Genomic DNA, 23827 nt, shown 5'->3' with positions numbered 1-23827 from the left:
ACGGAGTAGTTTAGTCCTGGCGCAGAGTAGGGCAAATTGGCCCAATCTGTTACACTTCTTGAACATTTTTATCGATAAGCAGGCACTGAGATGGTGGAAGATTCACAAGAAACGACGCACTTTGGCTTTCAGACCGTCGCTAAAGAGCAGAAAGCTGACATGGTGGCCCACGTTTTTCATTCTGTGGCGTCAAAGTACGATGTGATGAATGATTTAATGTCATTTGGCATTCATCGTTTGTGGAAGCGCTTCACCATTGATTGCAGTGGCGTGCGTCGTGGACAAACCGTTCTCGATTTAGCGGGCGGTACGGGCGATCTTACCGCGAAATTTTCACGTATGGTCGGGGAAACTGGCAAAGTTATCCTGGCGGATATTAATGATTCTATGCTCAAAATGGGGCGTGAGAAGCTGCGTAATATCGGCGTGATCGGCAACGTAGAGTATGTGCAGGCGAATGCCGAAGCTCTGCCTTTCCCTGATAATACGTTTGATTGCATTACCATTTCGTTTGGTTTGCGCAATGTAACGGAAAAAGAAAAAGCGCTGCGGTCAATGTTCCGTGTGTTGAAACCCGGCGGACGTTTACTGGTGCTTGAATTTTCCAAGCCTATCATTGAGCCGCTGAGTAAAGCGTATGACGCCTATTCTTTCCATATTTTACCGCGTATTGGCTCGATGGTCGCAAACGATGCGGATAGCTATCGGTATCTCGCGGAATCCATCCGTATGCATCCCGATCAGGATACCTTAAAAGCCATGATGCAGGACGCCGGATTTGAGAGCGTGGATTATTACAATCTGACGGCGGGCGTTGTGGCATTGCACCGTGGTTATAAATTCTAGGAGGGTGGAATGCCTTTTAAACCCTTAGTGACCGCAGGAATTGAAGGTCTCCTCAATACGTTTCTGTATCGTTCGCCAGCGCTGAAATCAGCCAGAACGCGCTTACAGGGAAAAGTACTGTGTGTGAAACTAAAGGGATTTTCGACGCCATTAGTCCTGGTATTCAGCGAACGCCAGGTTGATGTGCTGGGGGCATGGGAAGGCGAAGCGGACTGTACGGTAATCACTCAAGCTAGCGTTTTGCCAAAACTACGCGATCGTCAGCAGCTGGCCGCGCTTATTCGCAGCGGCGAACTGGAAGTGCAGGGCGATATTCAGGTCGTGCAAAATTTTGTGGCGCTCGCCGATCTCGCCGAATTCGATCCTGCGGAGCTGTTGGCGCCATACACGGGTGATATTGCGGCGGAAAGTATCGGTAAGGCCGTGCGTGGCGGGGCTAAATTCCTGCGCCACGGGTTTCAACGCCAGCAGCGTTATGCCGCTGAAGCGATCACTGAAGAGTGGCGTATGGCGCCTGGCCCGCTGGAAGTCGCATGGTTTGCCGAAGAAACCGCGGCTGTTGAGCGCGCCGTAGATTCTCTGACCACACGGCTGGAAAAACTGGAGGCCAAATGACGCCAGGTGAAGTACGGCGCCTATATTTCATCATCCGCACGTTTTTAAGCTACGGCCTTGATGAACTCATCCCCCGAATGCGTCTTACACTGCCACTCCGATTATGGCGCTATTCGCTGTTCTGGATGCCAAACCGGCATAAAGATAAATTGCTGGGTGAACGATTAAGACTGGCGTTGCAAGAGCTGGGACCGGTCTGGATCAAATTTGGCCAGATGCTCTCCACGCGCCGTGACCTGTTCCCGCCGCAAATCGCCGATCAGCTCGCTTTGCTCCAGGATAAAGTCGCGCCATTCGATGGTCGGCTGGCGAAAGCCCAGATTGAAGAGGCGATGGGGGGGCTACCTGTCGACGCCTGGTTTGACGACTTTGATATCCAGCCTTTAGCGTCGGCGTCAATCGCCCAGGTACATACCGCGCGATTGAAATCAAACGGTAAAGAAGTGGTTATTAAGGTCATTCGCCCGGATATTTTGCCGGTAATTCAGGCAGACCTGAAACTGATTTATCGCCTTGCTCGCTGGGTACCACGCCTGTTGCCGGATGGGCGTCGTCTGCGCCCGACGGAAGTGGTGCGTGAGTATGAAAAAACGCTGATCGATGAGCTGAATCTGCTGCGGGAATCGGCCAACGCGATTCAGTTACGCCGCAATTTTGAAAATAGTCCCATGCTGTATATCCCGGAGGTGTACTCCGATTACTGTAGCCAGAACATGATGGTGATGGAGCGGATATACGGCATTCCTGTTTCGGATGTGGCGGCGCTGGAAAAGAACGGCACCAACATGAAACTGCTGGCGGAACGCGGGGTTAAAGTTTTCTTCACCCAGGTTTTCCGCGACAGCTTTTTCCATGCGGACATGCATCCGGGAAATATTTTTGTCAGCCATGAACACCCTGAAAACCCGCAATATATCGGCATTGACTGCGGTATCGTCGGGTCGCTAAACAAAGAAGATAAGCGTTATCTGGCTGAAAACTTTATCGCGTTTTTTAATCGCGATTACCGAAAGGTGGCAGAACTGCATGTCGATTCAGGCTGGGTTCCGCCAGATACCAACGTTGAAGATTTTGAGTTTGCCATCCGCACCGTCTGTGAACCTATCTTTGAAAAGCCGCTCGCGGAAATCTCGTTTGGTCATGTGTTGTTAAACCTTTTCAATACAGCGCGTCGATTTAACATGGAAGTCCAGCCGCAACTGGTGTTGTTGCAGAAAACATTATTGTATGTTGAAGGGGTTGGGCGGCAACTTTATCCTCAGCTTGATTTGTGGAAAACGGCGAAGCCGTTTCTTGAGTCCTGGATCAAAGATCAGGTGGGTATTCCGGCTCTCACGCGGGCTCTTAAAGAAAAAGCGCCGTTCTGGGTCGAAAAAATGCCAGAAATACCTGAACTGGTGTACGACAGTTTGCGCCAGGGCAAATATTTACAGCACAGTGTTGATAAGATTGCGCGCGAGTTACAGGTAAACCATGTGCGCCAAAGTCAGTCTCGTTATTTATTGGGAATTGGCGCAACGCTGTTACTGAGCGGGTCATTCTTACTCGTCAACCGCCCTGAATGGGGATTGATGCCTAGCTGGCTCATGGTCGGCGGCGTAGTTGTCTGGCTGGTTGGCTGGCGTAAAACTCGTTGAGATTTTTTATCGCTCAACGCCGGTTGTGTCACGCAGGTACATATTATCACTCGAGGCAATACTCAGGCCGCAAGTCAATGTCGTCCCGGTCGTATGTAAAAGTATGTGAATAGGGCGGGCGAAAGCGGCTAACAAAGAGGCAGCGCGAAGGATAATGTGTATAATGCGGCCCTATTAATTCATCATCTATCACAGAGGAACATGTATGGGTGGTATCAGTATTTGGCAGTTGTTGATTGTTGCCGTCATCGTCGTACTGCTGTTCGGCACCAAAAAACTCGGTTCCATCGGTTCCGATCTTGGCGCGTCTATCAAAGGCTTTAAAAAGGCCATGAGCGATGATGATGCCAAACAGGATAAAACCAGTCAGGACGCTGATTTTACCGCTAAATCTATCGCGGATAAGCAAGGCGAAGCGAAAAAGGAAGACGCTAAAAGCCAAGATAAAGAGCAGGTATAATCCGTGTTTGATATCGGTTTTAGCGAACTGCTGTTAGTGTTCGTTATCGGCCTCATTGTGTTGGGGCCGCAACGATTGCCAGTAGCGGTAAAAACGGTAGCGGGCTGGATTCGCGCGTTGCGATCCCTTGCGACAACGGTTCAGAATGAACTGACTCAGGAACTGAAACTTCAGGAGTTCCAGGACAGTCTGAAAAAAGTCGAAAAGGCGAGCCTGGAAAATCTGACTCCCGAACTGAAAGCATCTATGGATGAACTGCGTCAGGCGGCGGAGTCGATGAAACGCACCTACAGCGCTAACGATCCCGAACAAGCGAGCGATGAAGCGCATACCATCCATAATCCGGTGGTAAAAGGGAACGAAACGCAGCATGAGGGCGTCACCCCTGCCGCCGCTGAAACACAGGCGAGCGCGCCGGAACAAAAGCCGGAGCCCGTTAAAGCTAACGTGCCTGAGTCGACGGAAACCGCTTCCGTAGCCACGATAGACGCCGAGAAGAAATCCGCTGCGCCTGTTGTCGAATCTTCCCCCTCGTCGAGTGATAAACCGTAAACATGGCTGTAGAAGATACTCAACCGCTTATCACGCATCTGATCGAGTTGCGTAAGCGCCTGCTAAACTGCATCGTCGCAGTACTTCTGATTTTTCTGGCGTTAATTTATTTCGCCAATGATATTTATCATTTAGTCGCCGCACCGCTGATTAAACAGATGCCGCAAGGGGCGACAATGATTGCGACGGATGTGGCGTCGCCGTTTTTTACGCCTATCAAACTCACCTTCATGGTGTCTTTGATCTTATCCGCGCCTGTCATTTTGTACCAGGTTTGGGCCTTTATCGCCCCGGCGCTGTATAAACATGAGCGTCGTCTGGTCGTACCGCTGCTGGTATCCAGTTCGCTGCTTTTCTACATTGGTATGGCCTTCGCCTATTTTGTCGTATTCCCTTTGGCCTTTGGTTTCCTGACGCATACGGCGCCGGAAGGGGTACAGGTTTCGACAGATATCGCCAGCTATCTTAGCTTTGTCATGGTGCTTTTTATGGCCTTTGGCGTAGCCTTTGAAGTGCCGGTGGCGATTGTGTTGCTGTGCTGGATGGGCATCACCACGCCAGAAGATTTGCGTAAAAAACGGCCTTATATCCTGGTCGGGGCATTCATTGTGGGAATGCTGCTTACGCCGCCAGATGTTTTCTCGCAAACGTTGCTGGCGATACCGATGTACTGCCTGTTTGAAATTGGCGTTTTCTGCTCACGCTTTTATGTCGGTAAGCGACGGACGCGCGACGAAGATAACGAGGCCGAAACCGAAAAGGCCGAGCACACTGAAGACTAAACACAACCGCCCGCCAGGGCGGTTGTCATATGGGGGCAAGCATGTTTGATATTGGCGTTAATTTAACCAGTAGCCAGTTTGCAAAAGATCGTGATGATGTGGTCGCCCGTGCGTTTGCGGCGGGAGTAAAAGGTATGCTACTGACCGGAACGAACATCCATGAAAGTCAGCAGGCGTTAAAACTGGCGCGGCGCTACCCCCATTGTTGGTCGACGGCTGGCGTCCATCCCCATGACAGCAGTCAGTGGTCACCCGCGTCTGAAGACGCCATTATTGCGCTGGCGAACCAGCCGGAAGTCGTCGCTATCGGTGAGTGCGGGCTGGATTTCAATCGCAATTTTTCCACGCCGCAGGAGCAGGAGCGTGCCTTTCAGGCGCAGCTACAAATTGCCGCCGAATTGCAGATGCCAATCTTTATGCACTGCCGGGACGCGCATGAGCGATTTCTGGCATTGCTTGATCCCTGGCTGGATAGTCTTCCTGGTGCAATACTGCACTGCTTTACCGGTTCACGCCAGCAAATGCAGGCCTGTGTGGATAGAGGGCTCTATATCGGTATTACCGGGTGGGTTTGCGACGAACGACGCGGGCTTGAGCTACGTGAACTCTTACCGTTTATTCCAGCGGAAAAGCTACTGATAGAAACCGACGCGCCGTATCTGTTGCCCCGCGATCTTACGCCGAAACCAACGTCACGACGCAACGAGCCCGCGTATCTGCCTCACATCCTGGAGCGCATTGCGCTATGGCGTGGTGAAGATCCGCAATGGTTAGCGGCGATGACAGATGCCAACGCCAGAACCTTATTTGAGGTCGTATTCTGAACGATAGCTAAATCTTGCGAAAACCGGTGTTTTTTACGCTCTGCTTCACTTCTTTATTGAGTAAATTAAGCAGTAACATCGAACGCGTTTCGCCATCCGGTTCGGTAAAAATCGCTTTCAGCCCTTCAAATGCGCCTTCCGTGATGATGACGCTATCGCCGGGATAGGGGGTTTCAGGATCGACAACGCCTTCGGGCTTGTAGATAGAAAGCTGATGAATAACGCTGGAAGGCACGATCGCAGGATGCGCGCCAAAGCGCACAAAATGGCTGACGCCGCGCGTGGCGTTGATTGTAGTGGTATGTATCACTTCCGGATCAAATTCAACGAACAGATAATTAGGAAAGAGCGGTTCGCTGACGGAGGTACGTTTTCCGCGTACCATTTTTTCCAGGGTGATCATCGGTGTCAGGCAACTTACCGCTTGTCTTTCGAGGTGTTCCTGAGCACGCTGAAGTTGCCCGCGTTTGCAGTACAGTAAATACCAGGATTGCATAATGACTCTTATCCGCTTGTTCGGGGCGCAAGCATAGCAAAAGCCATGCGCGAAGTTAATTATACACTTCATCCTTTAAGCCGTATCTGGATTAGCGTTGGTTGCCAGAGTTCACGCTAATTTAACAAAAATACAGCATCCCGATGATGAACGCCGTATAATGATGCGCTTACCAAGAGGCTACAATGGACGCCATGAAATATCACGATTTACGCGACTTCCTGACGCTACTTGAGCTGCAGGGGGAACTAAAACGCATCACGCTACCTGTGGATCCTCATCTGGAAATCACGGAAATCGCTGACCGCACGCTGCGTGCCGGTGGACCGGCGTTGCTGTTTGAAAATCCTAAAGGTTACGCCATGCCGGTGCTGTGCAACCTTTTTGGCACGCCAAAACGCGTGGCGATGGGCATGGGGCAGGATGATGTTTCCGCCTTACGGGAAGTGGGTAAATTATTAGCGTTTCTTAAAGAACCTGAGCCGCCGAAAGGCTTTCGCGATCTGTTTGACAAGCTGCCGCAGTTTAAGCAAGTGCTGAATATGCCGACGAAACGGTTACGCGGCGCGCCTTGCCAACAGAAAATCGCGTCTGGCGATGATGTCGATTTAACGCGTCTTCCTGTCATGACCTGTTGGCCGGACGACGCCGCGCCGCTGATTACCTGGGGACTGACGGTAACGCGTGGCCCGCACAAAGAACGGCAAAACCTGGGCATTTATCGTCAGCAGTTGATAGGTAAAAATAAGCTTATTATGCGCTGGCTGTCTCACCGAGGCGGCGCGCTGGATTTTCAGGAGTGGTTAGCCGCGCGTCCGGGTGAACGTTTCCCGGTCTCCGTCGCATTGGGCGCCGATCCGGCGACGATACTTGGCGCCGTGACTCCTGTTCCCGATACTCTGTCGGAGTATGCCTTTGCGGGCCTGCTGCGCGGCACGAAAACTGAAGTGGTTAAATGCCTTTCTAACGATCTGGAAGTGCCTGCCAGCGCCGAGATTATCCTTGAAGGTTACATTGAGCCGGGAGAGATGGCGCCGGAAGGACCGTATGGCGATCATACGGGCTATTATAATGAAGTGGATAACTTTCCGGTCTTTACCGTCACGCATATTACGCAGCGTGAGGATGCCATCTATCACTCCACCTATACCGGGCGTCCGCCCGATGAGCCTGCGGTATTAGGGGTGGCGCTCAATGAAGTCTTCGTGCCTATTCTGCAAAAACAGTTTCCGGAAATCGTCGACTTTTATCTGCCGCCGGAAGGGTGTTCTTACCGCCTGGCGGTAGTGACGATGAAAAAGCAGTACGCTGGTCATGCGAAACGCGTCATGATGGGCGTCTGGTCGTTTTTGCGCCAGTTTATGTATACGAAGTTTGTTATCGTTTGCGATGATGACGTTAACGCACGCGACTGGAATGATGTGATCTGGGCGATTACCACCCGTATGGACCCTGTGCGGGATACGGTGCTGGTTGAAAATACGCCGATTGACTACCTGGATTTTGCCTCGCCGGTCTCCGGGCTGGGTTCAAAAATGGGGCTGGATGCCACAAACAAATGGCCGGGCGAAACCCAACGCGAGTGGGGTCGTCCTATTGTTAAAGATCCTGAAGTTACCGCGCGTATTGATGCGATTTGGGATGAGCTGGCTATCTTTAAATAACTGAAAGCGGACATCGACATTTCAGGCTGCGGCGACTCGGCTTGAAAAATGTCGGTATTGACCCGACACCCGACAGAGGGAGCGCATGACAACCTTAAGCTGTAAAGTGACCTCGGTAGAAGCTATCACCGATACCGTATATCGGGTTCGTTTAGTGCCGGACGCGGCGTTTTCATTCCGCGCTGGTCAGTATTTGATGGTCGTAATGGACGAGCGTGACAAACGCCCGTTTTCGATGGCTTCAACGCCGGACGAGAAAGGGTTTATTGAATTACACATTGGCGCTTCCGAGCTCAATCTGTATGCGATGGCGGTCATGGATCGAATTCTGAAAGACCGGGAAATCGTCGTCGATATTCCGCATGGCGACGCCTGGCTACGTGACGATGAAGAGCGTCCGTTGATTCTTATCGCGGGCGGTACGGGCTTTTCTTATGTGCGCTCCATCCTGTTGACGGCGTTAGCGCGCAACCCGAACCGCGATGTTACCATTTACTGGGGTGGTCGCGAAGAAAAGCACCTCTATGATCTCTCTGAGCTGGAAGCACTCTCTGTTAACCATCCGAATTTGCGTATTGAACCTGTTGTCGAGCAGCCGGAAGAAGGCTGGCGTGGACGTACAGGAACGGTACTTACGGCGGTATTGCAGGATTATGGTACGCTGGCGGGGCACGATATTTATATTGCCGGACGTTTTGAGATGGCGAAAATCGCCCGCGATCTGTTCTGTCATGAGCGTAACGCGCGGGAAGATCGTCTGTTTGGCGATGCGTTCGCATTTATTTAACTATTTTATGGGACGCAGTAGCGTCCCTTTTTACGTTAGCCTACCTAAAAGTCCTCTTAAATATTAATTAATCGTCAACTATAAAACCTTATGATATTGAATATCTACAGGCTTTGTATTGCGTGTAATAAATTAAGTAATATTATGTCCTGAGGCTATCAATAAAAATAGTTAATTATATATGCTTCATTTATTTTTATAAAAGAAACATAAAATGGAAAGTTAGTTATTTATTTATAAGATGGAGAGTGTTATGAAATTTAAATATGCTTTAACTTCTCTCGCATTATCTGTTGCAATTTTGTCATCAGTACCTTCTACTGCTTTCGCCATCGGCGGCGCCAGCGGCGCTAAAGTGGACTATCAGGTCCAGGGAAAAATTGGCGAAGTTGTTATGAACCCCTATGATATCGCGCCGCTAACCGCCGTTATTCGTAATGGCGGTTACCAGTTACGTGACGTGCATGTACGGATTGTCCCCAAAGAAAATGGCCAGGAGATCGCGTATAAAGTTAATAATAAATACCTTTTAACGTATGGCGGTATCCCCGTCTTTGGTCTTTATCCAGATTATGTCAATACCGTTGAAGTTGAATATACAAGGATCCAGGGTAGTAAAACCGAAAATATAAAAGAAAGCTATAAAATGTATGCACCGCCTGCCTATATTGAATCAGCGGGTACAAAAGAAGAACAATCAGCACTCTTTACTATCGATGTTAAAAAGGTTTCCCCAGAATTTAAAGATCGCTTGTATCTTTTGAATAATACGAAAGATAAGTCTGGGAATGGAACGCGTACTGTCTGGAACAACCCTACTGGGGGTGCATTAGAATGGAACTTCACTACAGCTAACGCTATTATCGACACCTCCGGTGATATTCGTTGGTTTATGAATCCAAGTTCAATTTATGATTTAAAGTCAATTTATCGTGCTGGCGTTATGATGGGCTTTAAACAAAACCAGGATGGCGCACTATCGTGGGGCTACGGTCAGCGTTATGTGAAATACGATATCATGGGGCGTGAAATCTTTAACCGCCGCCTGCCGGATAATTATAACGATTTTTCACACTCAATGGATAACGCGGCCAACGGTCACTACTTCCTGCGTGTAGCCAGCTCTAACTATAAACGCCCTGATGGGAAAAATGTTCGTACCGTGCGTGATGTGATTGCCGAAGTTGATCAGAACGGCGTGGTAGTGGATGAATGGCGTCTGTTTGATATCCTCGATCCTTATCGTGATGTGATAATGAAAACCCTCGATCAGGGCGCTGTGTGCCTGAATATCGACGCCAGCCAGTCCGGCCATACGTTGAGCGAAGAAGATCTGGCGGCGCTGGACTCCTCCGACAAATTCGGGGATATCGTGGGTAGTGGGGCTGGCCGCAACTGGGCGCATGTCAACAGCGTCGACTATGACAGTGAAGATGATTCCATCATCATCAGCTCCCGCCACCAGAGTGCGATTATCAAAATCGGCCGCGATAAGAAAGTGAAGTGGATACTGGGTACGCCTGCTGGCTGGAAAGCGCCATTTAATGCCGCAATTCTGACGCCTGTGGATAGCAAAGGCCAAAAAATCGCCTGCCAGGACAGTGGCTGCGAGGGTGACTTCGACTGGACATGGACGCAACATACGGCCTTTAAAATTGATAGTAAGAGTAAAGGCGATATCTTATACCTTTCCGCTTTCGACAATGGCGATGGCCGCGGCTTAGAACAGCCTGCTATGCAGAGTATGAAATACAGCCGCTCCGTGATTTACAAAATCGACCAGAAAAACAAGACAGTCTAACAGATCTGGCAATACGGTAAAGAGCGCGGGAACGAGTGGTTTAGCCCGGTAACCTCTATCACCGAGTACCAGACTGACAAGAATTCTGTGTTCGTGTATTCCGCAACAGCAGGTGGTGCGTTTGATTTATCGGTAGGCGCATTTACCAGCTTGCCTAATCCGTATCTGGAAGAGTTCAAATGGGGAGAAAAAGAGCCTGCGGTTGAAATGCAAATACATGGTGCGCGTGGATATCAGGCTATGCCATTTAGCCTGACCAAAGCGCTTACTGAGTAGAGCGGGCCATACGGTGAAAAAACCCGCCCCTGACGGGCGGGAAAAACGGCAACTAAACTGTTTCCCGTCATAATTCGCGCAGCCTCTTTGTTGGCTGCCTTTGCTCACCCCGGGCACATAGTTATCTATGTGCCCGGGGATTCGCTCAGTTGCCGCTGCGCTGCAATGCGAGTTATTTAGGGGATATTATCTTTGATTAAACCCGCTCAAACACCGTGGCGATGCCCTGACCCAGACCAATACACATCGTCGCCAGACCAAACTGTGCGTCTTTGCGCTCCATCAGGTTGATAAGCGTGGTGCTGATACGTGCTCCGGAGCAGCCGAGCGGATGACCAAGCGCGATCGCACCGCCGTTGAGGTTGATCTTCTCGTCTATCTGCTCCATCAATCCCAGATCCTTAATGCATGGCAGGATCTGTGCGGCAAACGCTTCGTTCATCTCAAACACATCGATACCGCTGGCTGACAGTCCCGCTTTTTTCAACGCCAGTTTTGACGCCGGAACCGGCCCGTAACCCATAATTGACGGATCACAACCCACCACTGCCATTGAGCGAATACGGGCGCGAGGTTTCAGGCCCAGCTCACGGGCACGACTTTCGCTCATTACCAGCATGGCGGCTGCGCCATCGGAAAGCGCGGATGAGGTGCCCGCCGTGACCGTGCCACTAACCGGATCAAATGCCGGACGCAGCGTTGATAGCGCTTCGACCGTGGTTTCCGGGCGGATCACTTCATCGTAGCTAAACTGCTTCAACACGCCATCGGCATCATGACCGCCAGTCGGGATAATCTCCGTTTTGAATGCGCCAGACTGGGTGGCGGCCCAGGCGCGAGCGTGAGAACGCGCGGCGAACTGGTCCTGCATTTCCCGGCTAATGCCGTGCAGGCGGGAGAGCATTTCCGCCGTTAGCCCCATCATCCCTGCCGCTTTGGCGACGTTGCGGCTCAGACCCGGGTGAAAATCCACGCCGTGGCTCATCGGCACGTGCCCCATATGCTCCACGCCGCCAACCAGACAAACCTGCGCATCGCCGGTCATGATCATTCGCGCTGCATCGTGTAACGCCTGCATCGAGGAACCACACAGACGGTTGACGGTGACCGCCGGTACCGAATGGGGAATTTCTGCCAGCAGCGCGGCGTTACGGGCAATGTTGAAGCCTTGCTCCAGCGTTTGTTGTACGCAGCCCCAGTAAATATCATCGAGGGTCGCCGCTGTAAGCGACGGATTACGCGCCAGCAGGCTACGCATTAAGTGGGCGGAGAGATCTTCTGCCCGCACGTTGCGAAACGCGCCGCCCTTCGAACGGCCCATCGGGGTGCGAATAGCATCGACAATGACAACCTGTTCCATTGTGACTCCTTAAGCCGTTTTCAGAGAACCAACCGGACGGGCTGGTTCAACCGGGGGATAATACGGTTCGTTATGGCGCGCTTTATTACGCAGCCCTTCCGGCACTTCATACAGCGGGCCGAGGTGTTGATACTGCTGCGCCATATCAAGATATTTCGCGCTGCCCTGTGTATCCAGCCAGCGGAATGCGCCGCCGTGGAACGGAGGGAAGCCCAGGCCGTAGACCAGCGCCATATCGGCTTCCGCCGGGCTTGCGATAATGCCTTCTTCCAGACAGCGAACCACTTCGTTAATCATCGGGATCATCATATGGGCGATTATCTCGTCGTCGCTGAAGTCGCGTTTCGTCTGACTGACGCTTGCCAGCAGGTCATCCACCGCAGCATCTTCTTCTTTCTTCGGCTTACCCTTGCTGTCTTCTTTATAGCGCCAGAAGCCCAGACCGTTTTTTTGCCCAAAACGGCTGGCGTCAAACAATGCGTCGATCGCGTCGCGATACTCTTTCTGCATCCGTTGTGGGAAGCCTGCCGCCATTACCGCCTGCGCGTGGTGGGCGGTATCAATACCCACCACGTCGAGCAGATAGGCCGGGCCCATCGGCCAGCCGAACTGTTTTTCCATCACTTTATCGACTTTGCGGAAATCCGCGCCGTCGCGCAGCAGTTGACTGAAACCGGCGAAATAGGGGAACAGCACGCGGTTAACAAAGAAGCCGGGGCAGTCGTTGACTACAATCGGCGTCTTGCCCATTTTGCTGGCCCAGGCGACGACTTTGGCGATGGTTTCGTCTGAACTCTTCTCGCCGCGAATGATTTCAACCAGCGGCATCCGGTGTACCGGGTTGAAGAAGTGCATTCCGCAAAAGTTTTCCGGACGTTCCAGGGCGCTTGCCAGTTCGCCAATTGGGATGGTGGAGGTATTTGAGGCCAGCACGGTTTCCGGGCGCACTTTCTGCTCGGTTTCCGCCAGTACCGCTTTTTTCACTTTCGGATTTTCGACTACCGCTTCGACAACAACATCTACGCGATCGAAACCGGCATAATCGAGAGTCGGGTGGATGGTCGAAATGACGCCCGCCAGCTTCAGACCGTCGATCTTGCCGCGCTCCAGCTGTTTGTTCAGCAGCTTGGCCGCTTCGGTCATGCCGAGGTTCAACGATTTATCGTTGATATCTTTCATGATGACCGGTACCCCTTTCCAGGCCGACTGGTAAGCGATACCGCCGCCCATAATGCCCGCGCCCAGTACGGCTGCCTGTTTCGGCGTCTCAATATCTTTGGTCAGCTTTTTGGCTTTACCTTTTACATATTGATCGTTGAGGAAGATACCGACCAGCGCACGAGCCTCATTGGTATGCGCCAGCGGAACAAAGCTTTTATTTTCCAGATTCAGCGCTTCTTCACGACCAAAACGCGCGGCGGCTTCAATGGTTTTCACTGCGGTCATCGGCGCCGGATAATGTTTACCCGCCGTTTGTGCGACCATGCCTTTAGCGATGGTAAAGCTCATCGCCGCTTCAATCTTACTGAGTTTCAACGGTTCCAGTTTCGGCTGGCGTTTAGCTCTCCAGTCGAGATCGCCGGTAATGGCCTGGCGTAACACCGCTATCGCGCCTTCAATTAGCTTCTCTTGTTTGACCACGCCGTCCACAAGGCCGATTTTCAGCGCGTGCTCAGCACCGACATCTTTACCTGCCGCGATAATCTCCAGCGCGCTGTCTGCGCCCAGCATACGCGGCAGACGAACGGAGCCGCCGAAACCCGGCATGATGCCCAGTTTAGTTTCCGGCAGACCGATACGGAGGTCTGGCGTCGCCAGACGGTAATCGGTGGCCAGCACGCATTCGCACCCGCCGCCCAACGCATAGCCGTTTACGGCGGCAAGGGTCGGTACGGGTAAATCTTCCAGACGGTTAAAGACGCTATTAGCGAAATGCAGCCATTGGCTTAACTGCTCTTCGGGGACGAGGAACAGTGAAAGAAATTCGGTGATGTCCGCGCCGACAATAAAGGCCGCTTTATTAGAGCGCAGCAGCAGCCCTTTTAAATCGTGTTGCTTTTCCAGCACCTCAAGCGCCTGGCCGAGGCTGGCGACGGTTGCGGTGTCGAGTTTATTGACCGAGCCTGGAGCATCGAACACCAGTTCGGCGATGCCATCTTCCAGCCAGTCGAGGTACAGGGTGTCGCCTTTATAAAGCATGTCAGTCTCCTGAATCCACAAGGTGATCTGGTCGTACCAGATGAAGCGAAGTGTGTATTTTGTGTTAATAAAATGCAAATAAATGATTGAAGAAATGCCGATGTGATCACGCTCGGCAGAGATCACGCTCTCGTGGGGCGATGTGCTAAGATGCGGAAACTTGAGGTCAAAAAAACAGAAGGGTAAAAAATGGAATCACTGGCCGCGCTCTATAAAAATCATATTGTTACCTTACAAGAACGGACGCGCGATGTTCTGGCGCGCTTTAAGCTGGATGCGTTACTTATTCATTCCGGCGAGCTTTTCAACGTCTTTCTCGACGATCACCCTTATCCGTTTAAGGTCAATCCGCAGTTTAAAGCGTGGGTGCCGGTAACTCAGGTTCCAAATTGCTGGCTGCTGGTCGATGGCGTCAACAAACCCAAATTGTGGTTTTATCTGCCGGTCGATTACTGGCATAACGTTGAACCGCTGCCAACGTCATTCTGGACAGAAGAAGTCGAGGTCGTCGCCTTACCGAAAGCGGATGGCATCGGCAGCCAACTGCCTGCCGCGCGTGGCAATATCGGCTATATCGGCCCGGTTCCTGAGCGCGCGCTACAATTGGATATCGCCGCCAGCAACATCAACCCGAAAGGTGTTATCGACTATCTGCATTACTACCGCGCCTATAAAACGGATTATGAACTGGCCTGTATGCGCGAAGCGCAGAAAATGGCGGTGAGCGGTCATCGGGCGGCGGAAGAGGCCTTCCGTTCCGGCATGAGTGAGTTCGACATCAACCTGGCGTACCTGACCGCCACGGGACATCGCGATACTGATGTTCCATACAGCAACATTGTGGCGCTGAACGAACATGCCGCCGTGCTGCATTACACGAAACTGGATCATCAGGCACCGTCTGAAATGCGCAGTTTCCTGCTGGATGCGGGCGCGGAATACAATGGCTACGCGGCGGATCTGACGCGGACCTGGTCGGCGAAAAGCGATAACGACTACGCCCACCTGGTGAAAGATGTTAACGACGAACAGTTGGCGCTGATCGCTACCATGAAGGCGGGCGTCAGCTATGTGGATTATCATATTCAGTTCCATCAACGTATCGCGAAGCTGCTGCGTAAACATCAAATCATTACCGACATGAGTGAAGAGGCGATGGTGGAAAATGATCTTACCGGGCCGTTTATGCCGCACGGTATTGGTCATCCGTTGGGTCTGCAGGTACACGATGTGGCCGGGTTTATGCAGGATGATTCCGGTACGCATCTCGCTGCACCGTCCAAATACCCGTATCTGCGCTGCACGCGTGTGTTACAGCCGCGAATGGTGTTGACCATCGAACCGGGGATTTACTTCATCGAATCGCTGTTAGCGCCGTGGCGCGAAGGCCCGTTCAGCAAGCACTTCAACTGGCAGAAAATTGAAGCGCTCAAGCCTTTCGGCGGTATTCGCATTGAAGATAACGTGGTCATCCACGAAAACGGCGTGGAAAACATGACGCGGGATTTAAAACTGGCGTAATGGACAGTTGGTTAATCCCTGCAGCGCCGGTCACCGTTGTTGAAGAGATCAAAAAAAGCCGCTTTATTACGCTATTGGCGCATACCGATGGCGTAGACGCGGCGAAAGCGTTTGTTGAGTCAGTCAGAGCTGAGCACCCTGATGCGCGCCACCATTGTGTGGCGTGGGTGGCGGGTGCGCCGGACGACTCACAGCAACTGGGCTTTTCAGACGACGGCGAACCGGCGGGAACGGCAGGCAAGCCGATGCTTGCGCAATTGATGGGCAGCGGCGTCGGAGAAATTACTGCCGTCGTCGTGCGCTACTATGGTGGTATTCTGCTGGGTACGGGCGGGCTGGTAAAAGCCTATGGCGGCGGTGTGAATCAGGCATTACGTCAGCTTGCCACACAACGCAAGACGCCATTAACCGAATATACTTTGCAGTGTGAGTACGGTCAGTTGGCCGGAATCGAAGCATTATTAGGACGGTTTGCCGGGAAGATCGTTTCCAGCGATTATCAGGCGTCTGTTCGGCTCAGGGTGGCGCTTCCTTTTGCTCATGTGAATGCATTTTCCACAAAACTGGCGGATTTTAGCCGTGGTTCATTGCAATTGTTAGCGATTGAAGAATAATCCCCACCTCATTTTTAAGAATAAAGGAAGCGGCAGAGATGCATTTTCGCGCCATTACCCGAATCGTTGGACTACTGGTTATCTTATTTTCGGGGACAATGATTCTCCCGGGACTGGTAGCGCTAATATATCGTGATGGCGCAGGAAGAGCGTTCACGCAGACCTTTTTTGTCGCGCTGGCGATCGGTTCCATACTGTGGTGGCCAAACCGTAGGGAAAAGGGCGAGCTGAAATCCCGCGAAGGATTTCTTATCGTGGTGCTGTTCTGGACCGTGCTGGGCAGCGTGGGTGCGCTGCCGTTTATTTTCTCGGAAAGCCCAAACCTCACCATTACCGATGCTTTTTTTGAATCGTTCTCCGGGTTAACCACCACGGGCGCCACTACGCTGGTGGGGCTGGACTCATTACCGCACGCCATTCTCTTTTATCGTCAGATGCTGCAATGGTTTGGGGGTATGGGGATCATTGTGCTGGCGGTGGCGATTCTCCCTATCCTCGGCGTCGGGGGGATGCAGCTCTATCGGGCGGAAATGCCGGGGCCGCTCAAAGATAACAAAATGCGCCCGCGTATTGCCGAGACGGCGAAAACGCTGTGGCTTATCTATGTCTTGCTAACGGTAGCCTGCGCGCTGGCGCTATGGTTTGCAGGGATGCCCGCGTTTGACGCTATCGGACACAGCTTCTCCACTATCGCTATCGGCGGCTTCTCAACGCATGACGCCAGCGTAGGCTATTTTGATAGTCCCACTATTAATACCATCATCGCTATTTTCCTGCTGATCTCCGGTTGTAACTATGGCCTGCATTTCTCTTTATTAAGCGGGCGTAGCCTGAAAGTATACTGGCGCGATCCGGAATTCCGCATGTTCATCGGCGTACAGTTGACGCTGGTGGTGATCTGCACGCTGGTACTGTGGTTCCATAATATCTACGACTCGGCGCTGACAACGCTAAATCAGGCATTCTTCCAGGTTGTGTCGATGGCGACAACGGCAGGGTTTACCACGGACAGCATTGCGCGCTGGCCGCTGTTTTTGCCCGTCTTGCTGCTATGTTCCGCGTTTATTGGCGGTTGCGCCGGGTCAACGGGCGGGGGGTTAAAGGTCATCCGTATTCTGTTGTTGTTTAAACAGGGGAACCGCGAACTCAAACGTCTGGTGCATCCGAATGCCGTTTACAGTATTAAGCTGGGGAACCGGGCGCTGCCAGAACGTATTCTGGAAGCCGTCTGGGGATTCTTTTCTGCCTACGCGCTGGTATTTATCGTCAGTATGCTGGCCATTATCGCTACAGGCGTAGATGATTTCTCGGCTTTCGCCTCGGTAGTGGCTACGCTTAATAACCTGGGACCGGGGCTGGGGGTGGTTGCTGATAACTTCGCCAGTATGAATCCGGTTGCGAAATGGATACTCATCGCCAACATGCTATTTGGTCGTCTGGAAGTATTCACTTTGCTGGTACTTTTTACCCCGACTTTCTGGCGTGAATAATGGAGTAACACGTGAAAACATTGATTCTTTTCTCTACCCGGGACGGACAAACGCGCGAAATTGCCTCTTATCTGGCTTCTGAACTCAAAGAGATGGGGATCTGGGGCGATGTCGTTAATCTGCATCGCGCAGAAGAGCCGGACTGGGATAGCTATGATCGCGTAGTGATTGGCGCGTCTATTCGTTATGGTCATTACCACAGCGCCTTTCAGGAGTTTGTTAAGAAATATGCCACGCGGTTGAACGGAATGCCGAGCGCCTTTTATTCCGTTAACCTGGTGGCGCGTAAAGCTGAAAAACGGACGCCGCAGACTAACAGCTACGCGCGTAAGTTTTTAATGAGCTCTCCGTGGCGACCTGACTACTGTGCCGTCATTGCAGGCGCGCTTCGCTATCCCCGCTATCGCTGGTATGACCGTCTGATGATCAAGCTTATTATGAAGATGTCGGGCGGCGAAACGGATACCAGTAAAGAAGTGGTGTACACCGACTGGGAGCAGGTTGCGCACTTTGCCCGTGAAATAGCCCATTTAACCAACAAATCGTCGGCAAAATAAACGCAAAGAATAAAAAGTGCGCACTCAGAAAATTATTTTAAATTTCCTCTTGTCAGGCAGAAATAACTCCCTATAATGCGCCACCACTGACACGGAACAACGGCACACAGGCCGCCGGGTCAGCGGGGTTCAGACCAGAACCTCACGGAGAAAAGCGAAAATAAACGCTTGACTCTGAAGCGGGAAAGCGTAATATACGCCACCTCGCGACGGTGAGCTGAAAGCCGCGTCGCACCTGCTCTTTAACAATTTATCAGACAATCTGTGTGGGCACTCGAAGATACGGATTCTTGACGTCCTCGGACGAAAAATGAATACCAAGTCTCAAGAGTGAACACGTAATTCATTACGAAGTTTAATTCATTGAGCATCAAACTTTTAAATTGAAGAGTTTGATCATGGCTCAGATTGAACGCTGGCGGCAGGCCTAACACATGCAAGTCGAACGGTAACAGGAAGCAGCTTGCTGCTTTGCTGACGAGTGGCGGACGGGTGAGTAATGTCTGGGAAACTGCCTGATGGAGGGGGATAACTACTGGAAACGGTGGCTAATACCGCATAACGTCGCAAGACCAAAGAGGGGGACCTTCGGGCCTCTTGCCATCAGATGTGCCCAGATGGGATTAGCTTGTTGGTGAGGTAACGGCTCACCAAGGCGACGATCCCTAGCTGGTCTGAGAGGATGACCAGCCACACTGGAACTGAGACACGGTCCAGACTCCTACGGGAGGCAGCAGTGGGGAATATTGCACAATGGGCGCAAGCCTGATGCAGCCATGCCGCGTGTATGAAGAAGGCCTTCGGGTTGTAAAGTACTTTCAGCGGGGAGGAAGGTGTTGTGGTTAATAACCGCAGCAATTGACGTTACCCGCAGAAGAAGCACCGGCTAACTCCGTGCCAGCAGCCGCGGTAATACGGAGGGTGCAAGCGTTAATCGGAATTACTGGGCGTAAAGCGCACGCAGGCGGTCTGTCAAGTCGGATGTGAAATCCCCGGGCTCAACCTGGGAACTGCATTCGAAACTGGCAGGCTTGAGTCTTGTAGAGGGGGGTAGAATTCCAGGTGTAGCGGTGAAATGCGTAGAGATCTGGAGGAATACCGGTGGCGAAGGCGGCCCCCTGGACAAAGACTGACGCTCAGGTGCGAAAGCGTGGGGAGCAAACAGGATTAGATACCCTGGTAGTCCACGCCGTAAACGATGTCTACTTGGAGGTTGTGCCCTTGAGGCGTGGCTTCCGGAGCTAACGCGTTAAGTAGACCGCCTGGGGAGTACGGCCGCAAGGTTAAAACTCAAATGAATTGACGGGGGCCCGCACAAGCGGTGGAGTATGTGGTTTAATTCGATGCAACGCGAAGAACCTTACCTGGTCTTGACATCCACAGAAGAATCCAGAGATGGATTTGTGCCTTCGGGAACTGTGAGACAGGTGCTGCATGGCTGTCGTCAGCTCGTGTTGTGAAATGTTGGGTTAAGTCCCGCAACGAGCGCAACCCTTATCCTTTGTTGCCAGCGATTAGGTCGGGAACTCAAAGGAGACTGCCAGTGATAAACTGGAGGAAGGTGGGGATGACGTCAAGTCATCATGGCCCTTACGACCAGGGCTACACACGTGCTACAATGGCGCATACAAAGAGAAGCGACCTCGCGAGAGCAAGCGGACCTCATAAAGTGCGTCGTAGTCCGGATTGGAGTCTGCAACTCGACTCCATGAAGTCGGAATCGCTAGTAATCGTGGATCAGAATGCCACGGTGAATACGTTCCCGGGCCTTGTACACACCGCCCGTCACACCATGGGAGTGGGTTGCAAAAGAAGTAGGTAGCTTAACCTTCGGGAGGGCGCTTACCACTTTGTGATTCATGACTGGGGTGAAGTCGTAACAAGGTAACCGTAGGGGAACCTGCGGTTGGATCACCTCCTTACCTGAAAGAAGCGTACTTTGCAGTGCTCACACAGATTGTCTGATGAAAAGTAAATAGCAAGGCGTCTTGCGAAGCAGACTGATACGTCCCCTTCGTCTAGAGGCCCAGGACACCGCCCTTTCACGGCGGTAACAGGGGTTCGAATCCCCTAGGGGACGCCACTTGCTGGTTTGTGAGTGAAAGTCACCTGCCTTAATATCTCAAAACTGACTTACGAGTCACGTTTGAGATATTTGCTCTTTAAAAATCTGGATCAAGCTGAAAATTGAAACACAGAACAACGAAAGTTGTTCGTGAGTCTCTCAAATTTTCGCAACACGATGATGAATCGTAAGAAACATCTTCGGGTTGTGAGGTTAAGCGACTAAGCGTACACGGTGGATGCCCTGGCAGTCAGAGGCGATGAAGGGCGTGCTAATCTGCGATAAGCGCCGGTAAGGTGATATGAACCGTTATAACCGGCGATACCCGAATGGGGAAACCCAGTGTGATTCGTCACACTATCATTAACTGAATCCATAGGTTAATGAGGCGAACCGGGGGAACTGAAACATCTAAGTACCCCGAGGAAAAGAAATCAACCGAGATTCCCCCAGTAGCGGCGAGCGAACGGGGAGGAGCCCAGAGCCTGAATCAGCATGTGTGTTAGTGGAAGCGTCTGGAAAGGCGCGCGATACAGGGTGACAGCCCCGTACACAAAAGCGCATGTGCTGTGAGCTCGATGAGTAGGGCGGGACACGTGGTATCCTGTCTGAATATGGGGGGACCATCCTCCAAGGCTAAATACTCCTGACTGACCGATAGTGAACCAGTACCGTGAGGGAAAGGCGAAAAGAACCCCGGCGAGGGGAGTGAAAAAGAACCTGAAACCGTGTACGTACAAGCAGTGGGAGCACAGGTTTACCTGTGTGACTGCGTACCTTTTGTATAATGGGTCAGCGACTTATATTCTGTAGCAAGGTTAACCGAATAGGGGAGCCGGAGGGAAACCGAGTCTTAACCGGGCGTTAAGTTGCAGGGTATAGACCCGAAACCCGGTGATCTAGCCATGGGCAGGTTGAAGGTTGGGTAACACTAACTGGAGGACCGAACCGACTAATGTTGAAAAATTAGCGGATGACCTGTGGCTGGGGGTGAAAGGCCAATCAAACCGGGAGATAGCTGGTTCTCCCCGAAAGCTATTTAGGTAGCGCCTCGTGAATTCATCTCCGGGGGTAGAGCACTGTTTCGGCTAGGGGGCCATCCCGGCTTACCAACCCGATGCAAACTGCGAATACCGGAGAATGTTATCACGGGAGACACACGGCGGGTGCTAACGTCCGTCGTGAAGAGGGAAACAACCCAGACCGCCAGCTAAGGTCCCAAAGTCATGGTTAAGTGGGAAACGATGTGGGAAGGCCCAGACAGCCAGGATGTTGGCTTAGAAGCAGCCATCATTTAAAGAAAGCGTAATAGCTCACTGGTCGAGTCGGCCTGCGCGGAAGATGTAACGGGGCTAAACCATGCACCGAAGCTGCGGCAGCGAACGTATCACTTAAAGCGATTCAGCGGGTTACGATTGACGGAGCGAAGCGACGTCAAAGCGTATACAAAGTCGAGTCGGTTTAAGGATACGTTCGTTGGGTAGGGGAGCGTTCTGTAAGCCTGCGAAGGTGGCCTGTGAGGGTTGCTGGAGGTATCAGAAGTGCGAATGCTGACATAAGTAACGATAAAGCGGGTGAAAAGCCCGCTCGCCGGAAGACCAAGGGTTCCTGTCCAACGTTAATCGGGGCAGGGTGAGTCGACCCCTAAGGCGAGGCCGAAAGGCGTAGTCGATGGGAAACGGGTTAATATTCCCGTACTTGGTGTTACTGCGAAGGGGGGACGGAGAAGGCTATGTTGGCCGGGCGACGGTTGTCCCGGTTTAAGCGTGTAGGTGTGTGTTCCAGGTAAATCCGGTTCACTTTAACACTGAGGCGTGATGACGAGGCACTACGGTGCTGAAGTAACAAATGCCCTGCTTCCAGGAAAAGCCTCTAAGCATCAGGTAACATCAAATCGTACCCCAAACCGACACAGGTGGTCAGGTAGAGAATACCAAGGCGCTTGAGAGAACTCGGGTGAAGGAACTAGGCAAAATGGTGCCGTAACTTCGGGAGAAGGCACGCTGACACGTAGGTGAAGTGATTTACTCACGGAGCTGAAGTCAGTCGAAGATACCAGCTGGCTGCAACTGTTTATTAAAAACACAGCACTGTGCAAACACGAAAGTGGACGTATACGGTGTGACGCCTGCCCGGTGCCGGAAGGTTAATTGATGGGGTCAGCGCAAGCGAAGCTCCTGATCGAAGCCCCGGTAAACGGCGGCCGTAACTATAACGGTCCTAAGGTAGCGAAATTCCTTGTCGGGTAAGTTCCGACCTGCACGAATGGCGTAATGATGGCCAGGCTGTCTCCACCCGAGACTCAGTGAAATTGAACTCGCTGTGAAGATGCAGTGTACCCGCGGCAAGACGGAAAGACCCCGTGAACCTTTACTATAGCTTGACACTGAACATTGAGCCTTGATGTGTAGGATAGGTGGGAGGCTTTGAAGTGTGGACGCCAGTCTGCATGGAGCCGACCTTGAAATACCACCCTTTAATGTTTGATGTTCTAACGTGGACCCGTTACCCGGGTTACGGACAGTGTCTGGTGGGTAGTTTGACTGGGGCGGTCTCCTCCTAAAGAGTAACGGAGGAGCACGAAGGTTGGCTAATCCTGGTCGGACATCAGGAGGTTAGTGCAATGGCATAAGCCAGCTTGACTGCGAGCGTGACGGCGCGAGCAGGTGCGAAAGCAGGTCATAGTGATCCGGTGGTTCTGAATGGAAGGGCCATCGCTCAACGGATAAAAGGTACTCCGGGGATAACAGGCTGATACCGCCCAAGAGTTCATATCGACGGCGGTGTTTGGCACCTCGATGTCGGCTCATCACATCCTGGGGCTGAAGCAGGTCCCAAGGGTATGGCTGTTCGCCATTTAAAGTGGTACGCGAGCTGGGTTTAGAACGTCGTGAGACAGTTCGGTCCCTATCTGCCGTGGGCGCTGGAGAACTGAGGGGGGCTGCTCCTAGTACGAGAGGACCGGAGTGGACGCATCACTGGTGTTCGGGTTGTCATGCCAATGGCACTGCCCGGTAGCTAAATGCGGAAGAGATAAGTGCTGAAAGCATCTAAGCACGAAACTTGCCCCGAGATGAGTTCTCCCTGAGACTTAGAGTCTCCTGAAGGAACGTTGAAGACGACGACGTTGATAGGCCGGGTGTGTAAGCGCAGCGATGCGTTGAGCTAACCGGTACTAATGAACCGTGAGGCTTAACCTTACAACGCCGAAGATGTTTTGGCGGATGAGAGACGATTTTCAGCAGTGATTCAGAGTTGAGTACGCAATAATTTGCGCAGCA

Annotated in this window: 16 protein-coding genes, 1 tRNA gene, 2 rRNA genes and 1 pseudogene; 17 read left to right on the top strand and 3 right to left on the bottom strand. The window is 52.1% G+C overall.

Annotated elements, in window-relative coordinates:
- Positions 1–90: 90 nt before the first annotated feature.
- The 7 genes from ubiE (at position 91) to tatD (ending at position 5716) form a co-directional block, all read left to right on the top strand.
- Positions 91–846 (top strand): bifunctional demethylmenaquinone methyltransferase/2-methoxy-6-polyprenyl-1,4-benzoquinol methylase UbiE, encoded by a 756-nt coding sequence (gene ubiE / locus ACQ29O_RS21190; protein ID WP_000229009.1) that lies wholly within the window; start codon positions 91–93, stop codon positions 844–846.
- Between the two features lie 9 nt (positions 847–855).
- Positions 856–1461 carry a ubiquinone biosynthesis protein UbiJ gene (ubiJ, locus tag ACQ29O_RS21185; RefSeq protein ID WP_001116090.1) on the top strand — a complete coding sequence of 202 codons (606 nt, stop codon included), beginning with the start codon at positions 856–858 and terminating at the stop codon, positions 1459–1461.
- A complete protein-coding gene (gene ubiB, locus ACQ29O_RS21180) occupies positions 1458–3098 on the top strand; it encodes a ubiquinone biosynthesis regulatory protein kinase UbiB (RefSeq protein WP_000187555.1) in 1641 nt (546 codons plus the stop codon). Before ubiJ ends, ubiB begins: the two co-directional genes overlap by 4 nt.
- Positions 3099–3303: 205 nt before the next feature.
- Positions 3304–3558 (top strand): Sec-independent protein translocase subunit TatA, encoded by a 255-nt coding sequence (gene tatA, locus ACQ29O_RS21175; protein WP_000508972.1) that lies wholly within the window; start codon positions 3304–3306, stop codon positions 3556–3558.
- 3 nt (positions 3559–3561) lie between these two features.
- Positions 3562–4110, top strand: a complete 549-nt coding sequence (gene tatB / locus ACQ29O_RS21170; RefSeq protein WP_000459612.1) for a Sec-independent protein translocase protein TatB — start codon at positions 3562–3564, stop codon at positions 4108–4110.
- A gap of 2 nt (positions 4111–4112) precedes the next feature.
- A complete protein-coding gene (gene tatC / locus ACQ29O_RS21165; RefSeq protein ID WP_020937207.1) occupies positions 4113–4892 on the top strand; it encodes a Sec-independent protein translocase subunit TatC in 780 nt (259 codons plus the stop codon).
- 41 nt (positions 4893–4933) lie between these two features.
- Positions 4934–5716, top strand: coding sequence for a 3'-5' ssDNA/RNA exonuclease TatD (tatD, locus tag ACQ29O_RS21160; RefSeq protein ID WP_000459637.1), 783 nt, complete (start codon positions 4934–4936; stop codon positions 5714–5716).
- A 7-nt stretch (positions 5717–5723) separates the two neighbouring features.
- Here the strand turns inward: tatD and rfaH are convergent, their stop codons facing one another.
- On the bottom strand, positions 5724–6212 hold the full coding sequence (gene rfaH / locus ACQ29O_RS21155) for a transcription/translation regulatory transformer protein RfaH (protein WP_001192410.1): 489 nt from the start codon (positions 6210–6212) through the stop codon (positions 5724–5726).
- 185 nt (positions 6213–6397) lie between these two features.
- Between rfaH and ubiD the strand changes: the two genes are divergently transcribed.
- From ubiD to ACQ29O_RS21140, 3 genes and pseudogenes are all read left to right on the top strand, one after another.
- Complete coding sequence (gene ubiD, locus ACQ29O_RS21150) at positions 6398–7876, top strand: 4-hydroxy-3-polyprenylbenzoate decarboxylase (protein WP_000339755.1); 1479 nt, start codon at positions 6398–6400, stop codon at positions 7874–7876.
- 85 nt (positions 7877–7961) lie between these two features.
- Positions 7962–8663, top strand: coding sequence for an NAD(P)H-flavin reductase (fre, locus tag ACQ29O_RS21145; protein WP_000209832.1), 702 nt, complete (start codon positions 7962–7964; stop codon positions 8661–8663).
- 253 nt (positions 8664–8916) lie between these two features.
- Positions 8917–10740: pseudogene (locus tag ACQ29O_RS21140) on the top strand (aryl-sulfate sulfotransferase).
- Positions 10741–10936: 196 nt separating this feature from the next.
- On the opposite strand, the gene fadA reads toward ACQ29O_RS21140, so the two are convergent.
- Positions 10937–12100 carry an acetyl-CoA C-acyltransferase FadA gene (gene fadA, locus ACQ29O_RS21135; protein WP_000438784.1) on the bottom strand — a complete coding sequence of 388 codons (1164 nt, stop codon included), beginning with the start codon at positions 12098–12100 and terminating at the stop codon, positions 10937–10939.
- A 9-nt stretch (positions 12101–12109) separates the two neighbouring features.
- Positions 12110–14299 carry a fatty acid oxidation complex subunit alpha FadB gene (gene fadB / locus ACQ29O_RS21130; protein ID WP_000966002.1) on the bottom strand — a complete coding sequence of 730 codons (2190 nt, stop codon included), beginning with the start codon at positions 14297–14299 and terminating at the stop codon, positions 12110–12112.
- Positions 14300–14488: 189 nt separating this feature from the next.
- Between fadB and pepQ the strand changes: the two genes are divergently transcribed.
- The 7 genes from pepQ (at position 14489) to ACQ29O_RS21095 (ending at position 23746) form a co-directional block, all read left to right on the top strand.
- Positions 14489–15820, top strand: coding sequence for a Xaa-Pro dipeptidase (gene pepQ, locus ACQ29O_RS21125; protein WP_000444529.1), 1332 nt, complete (start codon positions 14489–14491; stop codon positions 15818–15820).
- The gene (locus tag ACQ29O_RS21120; RefSeq protein WP_000378900.1) at positions 15820–16434 is read left to right on the top strand and encodes an IMPACT family protein; all 615 of its coding nucleotides are present in this window, start codon (positions 15820–15822) and stop codon (positions 16432–16434) included. The genes pepQ and ACQ29O_RS21120 overlap by 1 nt, the downstream gene beginning before the upstream one ends.
- A gap of 38 nt (positions 16435–16472) precedes the next feature.
- A complete protein-coding gene (gene trkH / locus ACQ29O_RS21115) occupies positions 16473–17924 on the top strand; it encodes a Trk system potassium transporter TrkH (protein WP_000545688.1) in 1452 nt (483 codons plus the stop codon).
- Positions 17925–17935: 11 nt separating this feature from the next.
- A complete protein-coding gene (gene hemG / locus ACQ29O_RS21110; protein ID WP_000853985.1) occupies positions 17936–18481 on the top strand; it encodes a menaquinone-dependent protoporphyrinogen IX dehydrogenase in 546 nt (181 codons plus the stop codon).
- A 380-nt stretch (positions 18482–18861) separates the two neighbouring features.
- Positions 18862–20403: ribosomal RNA gene (locus ACQ29O_RS21105) — 16S ribosomal RNA — on the top strand.
- Between the two features lie 85 nt (positions 20404–20488).
- Positions 20489–20564, top strand: a tRNA-Glu gene (locus tag ACQ29O_RS21100).
- A gap of 193 nt (positions 20565–20757) precedes the next feature.
- Positions 20758–23746: ribosomal RNA gene (locus ACQ29O_RS21095) — 23S ribosomal RNA — on the top strand.
- The 16S and 23S rRNA genes sit together here with 1 tRNA gene alongside, the layout of an rRNA operon.
- The last annotated feature ends 81 nt before the right edge of the window (positions 23747–23827 follow it).

The sequence above is a fragment of the Salmonella sp. GDC200615 genome, assembly GCF_050574145.1.
Classification (GTDB): domain Bacteria; phylum Pseudomonadota; class Gammaproteobacteria; order Enterobacterales; family Enterobacteriaceae; genus Salmonella; species Salmonella enterica.
Note: the sequence above shows the minus strand (reverse complement) of the source record. Positions and strands in the feature narration are given on the sequence as shown.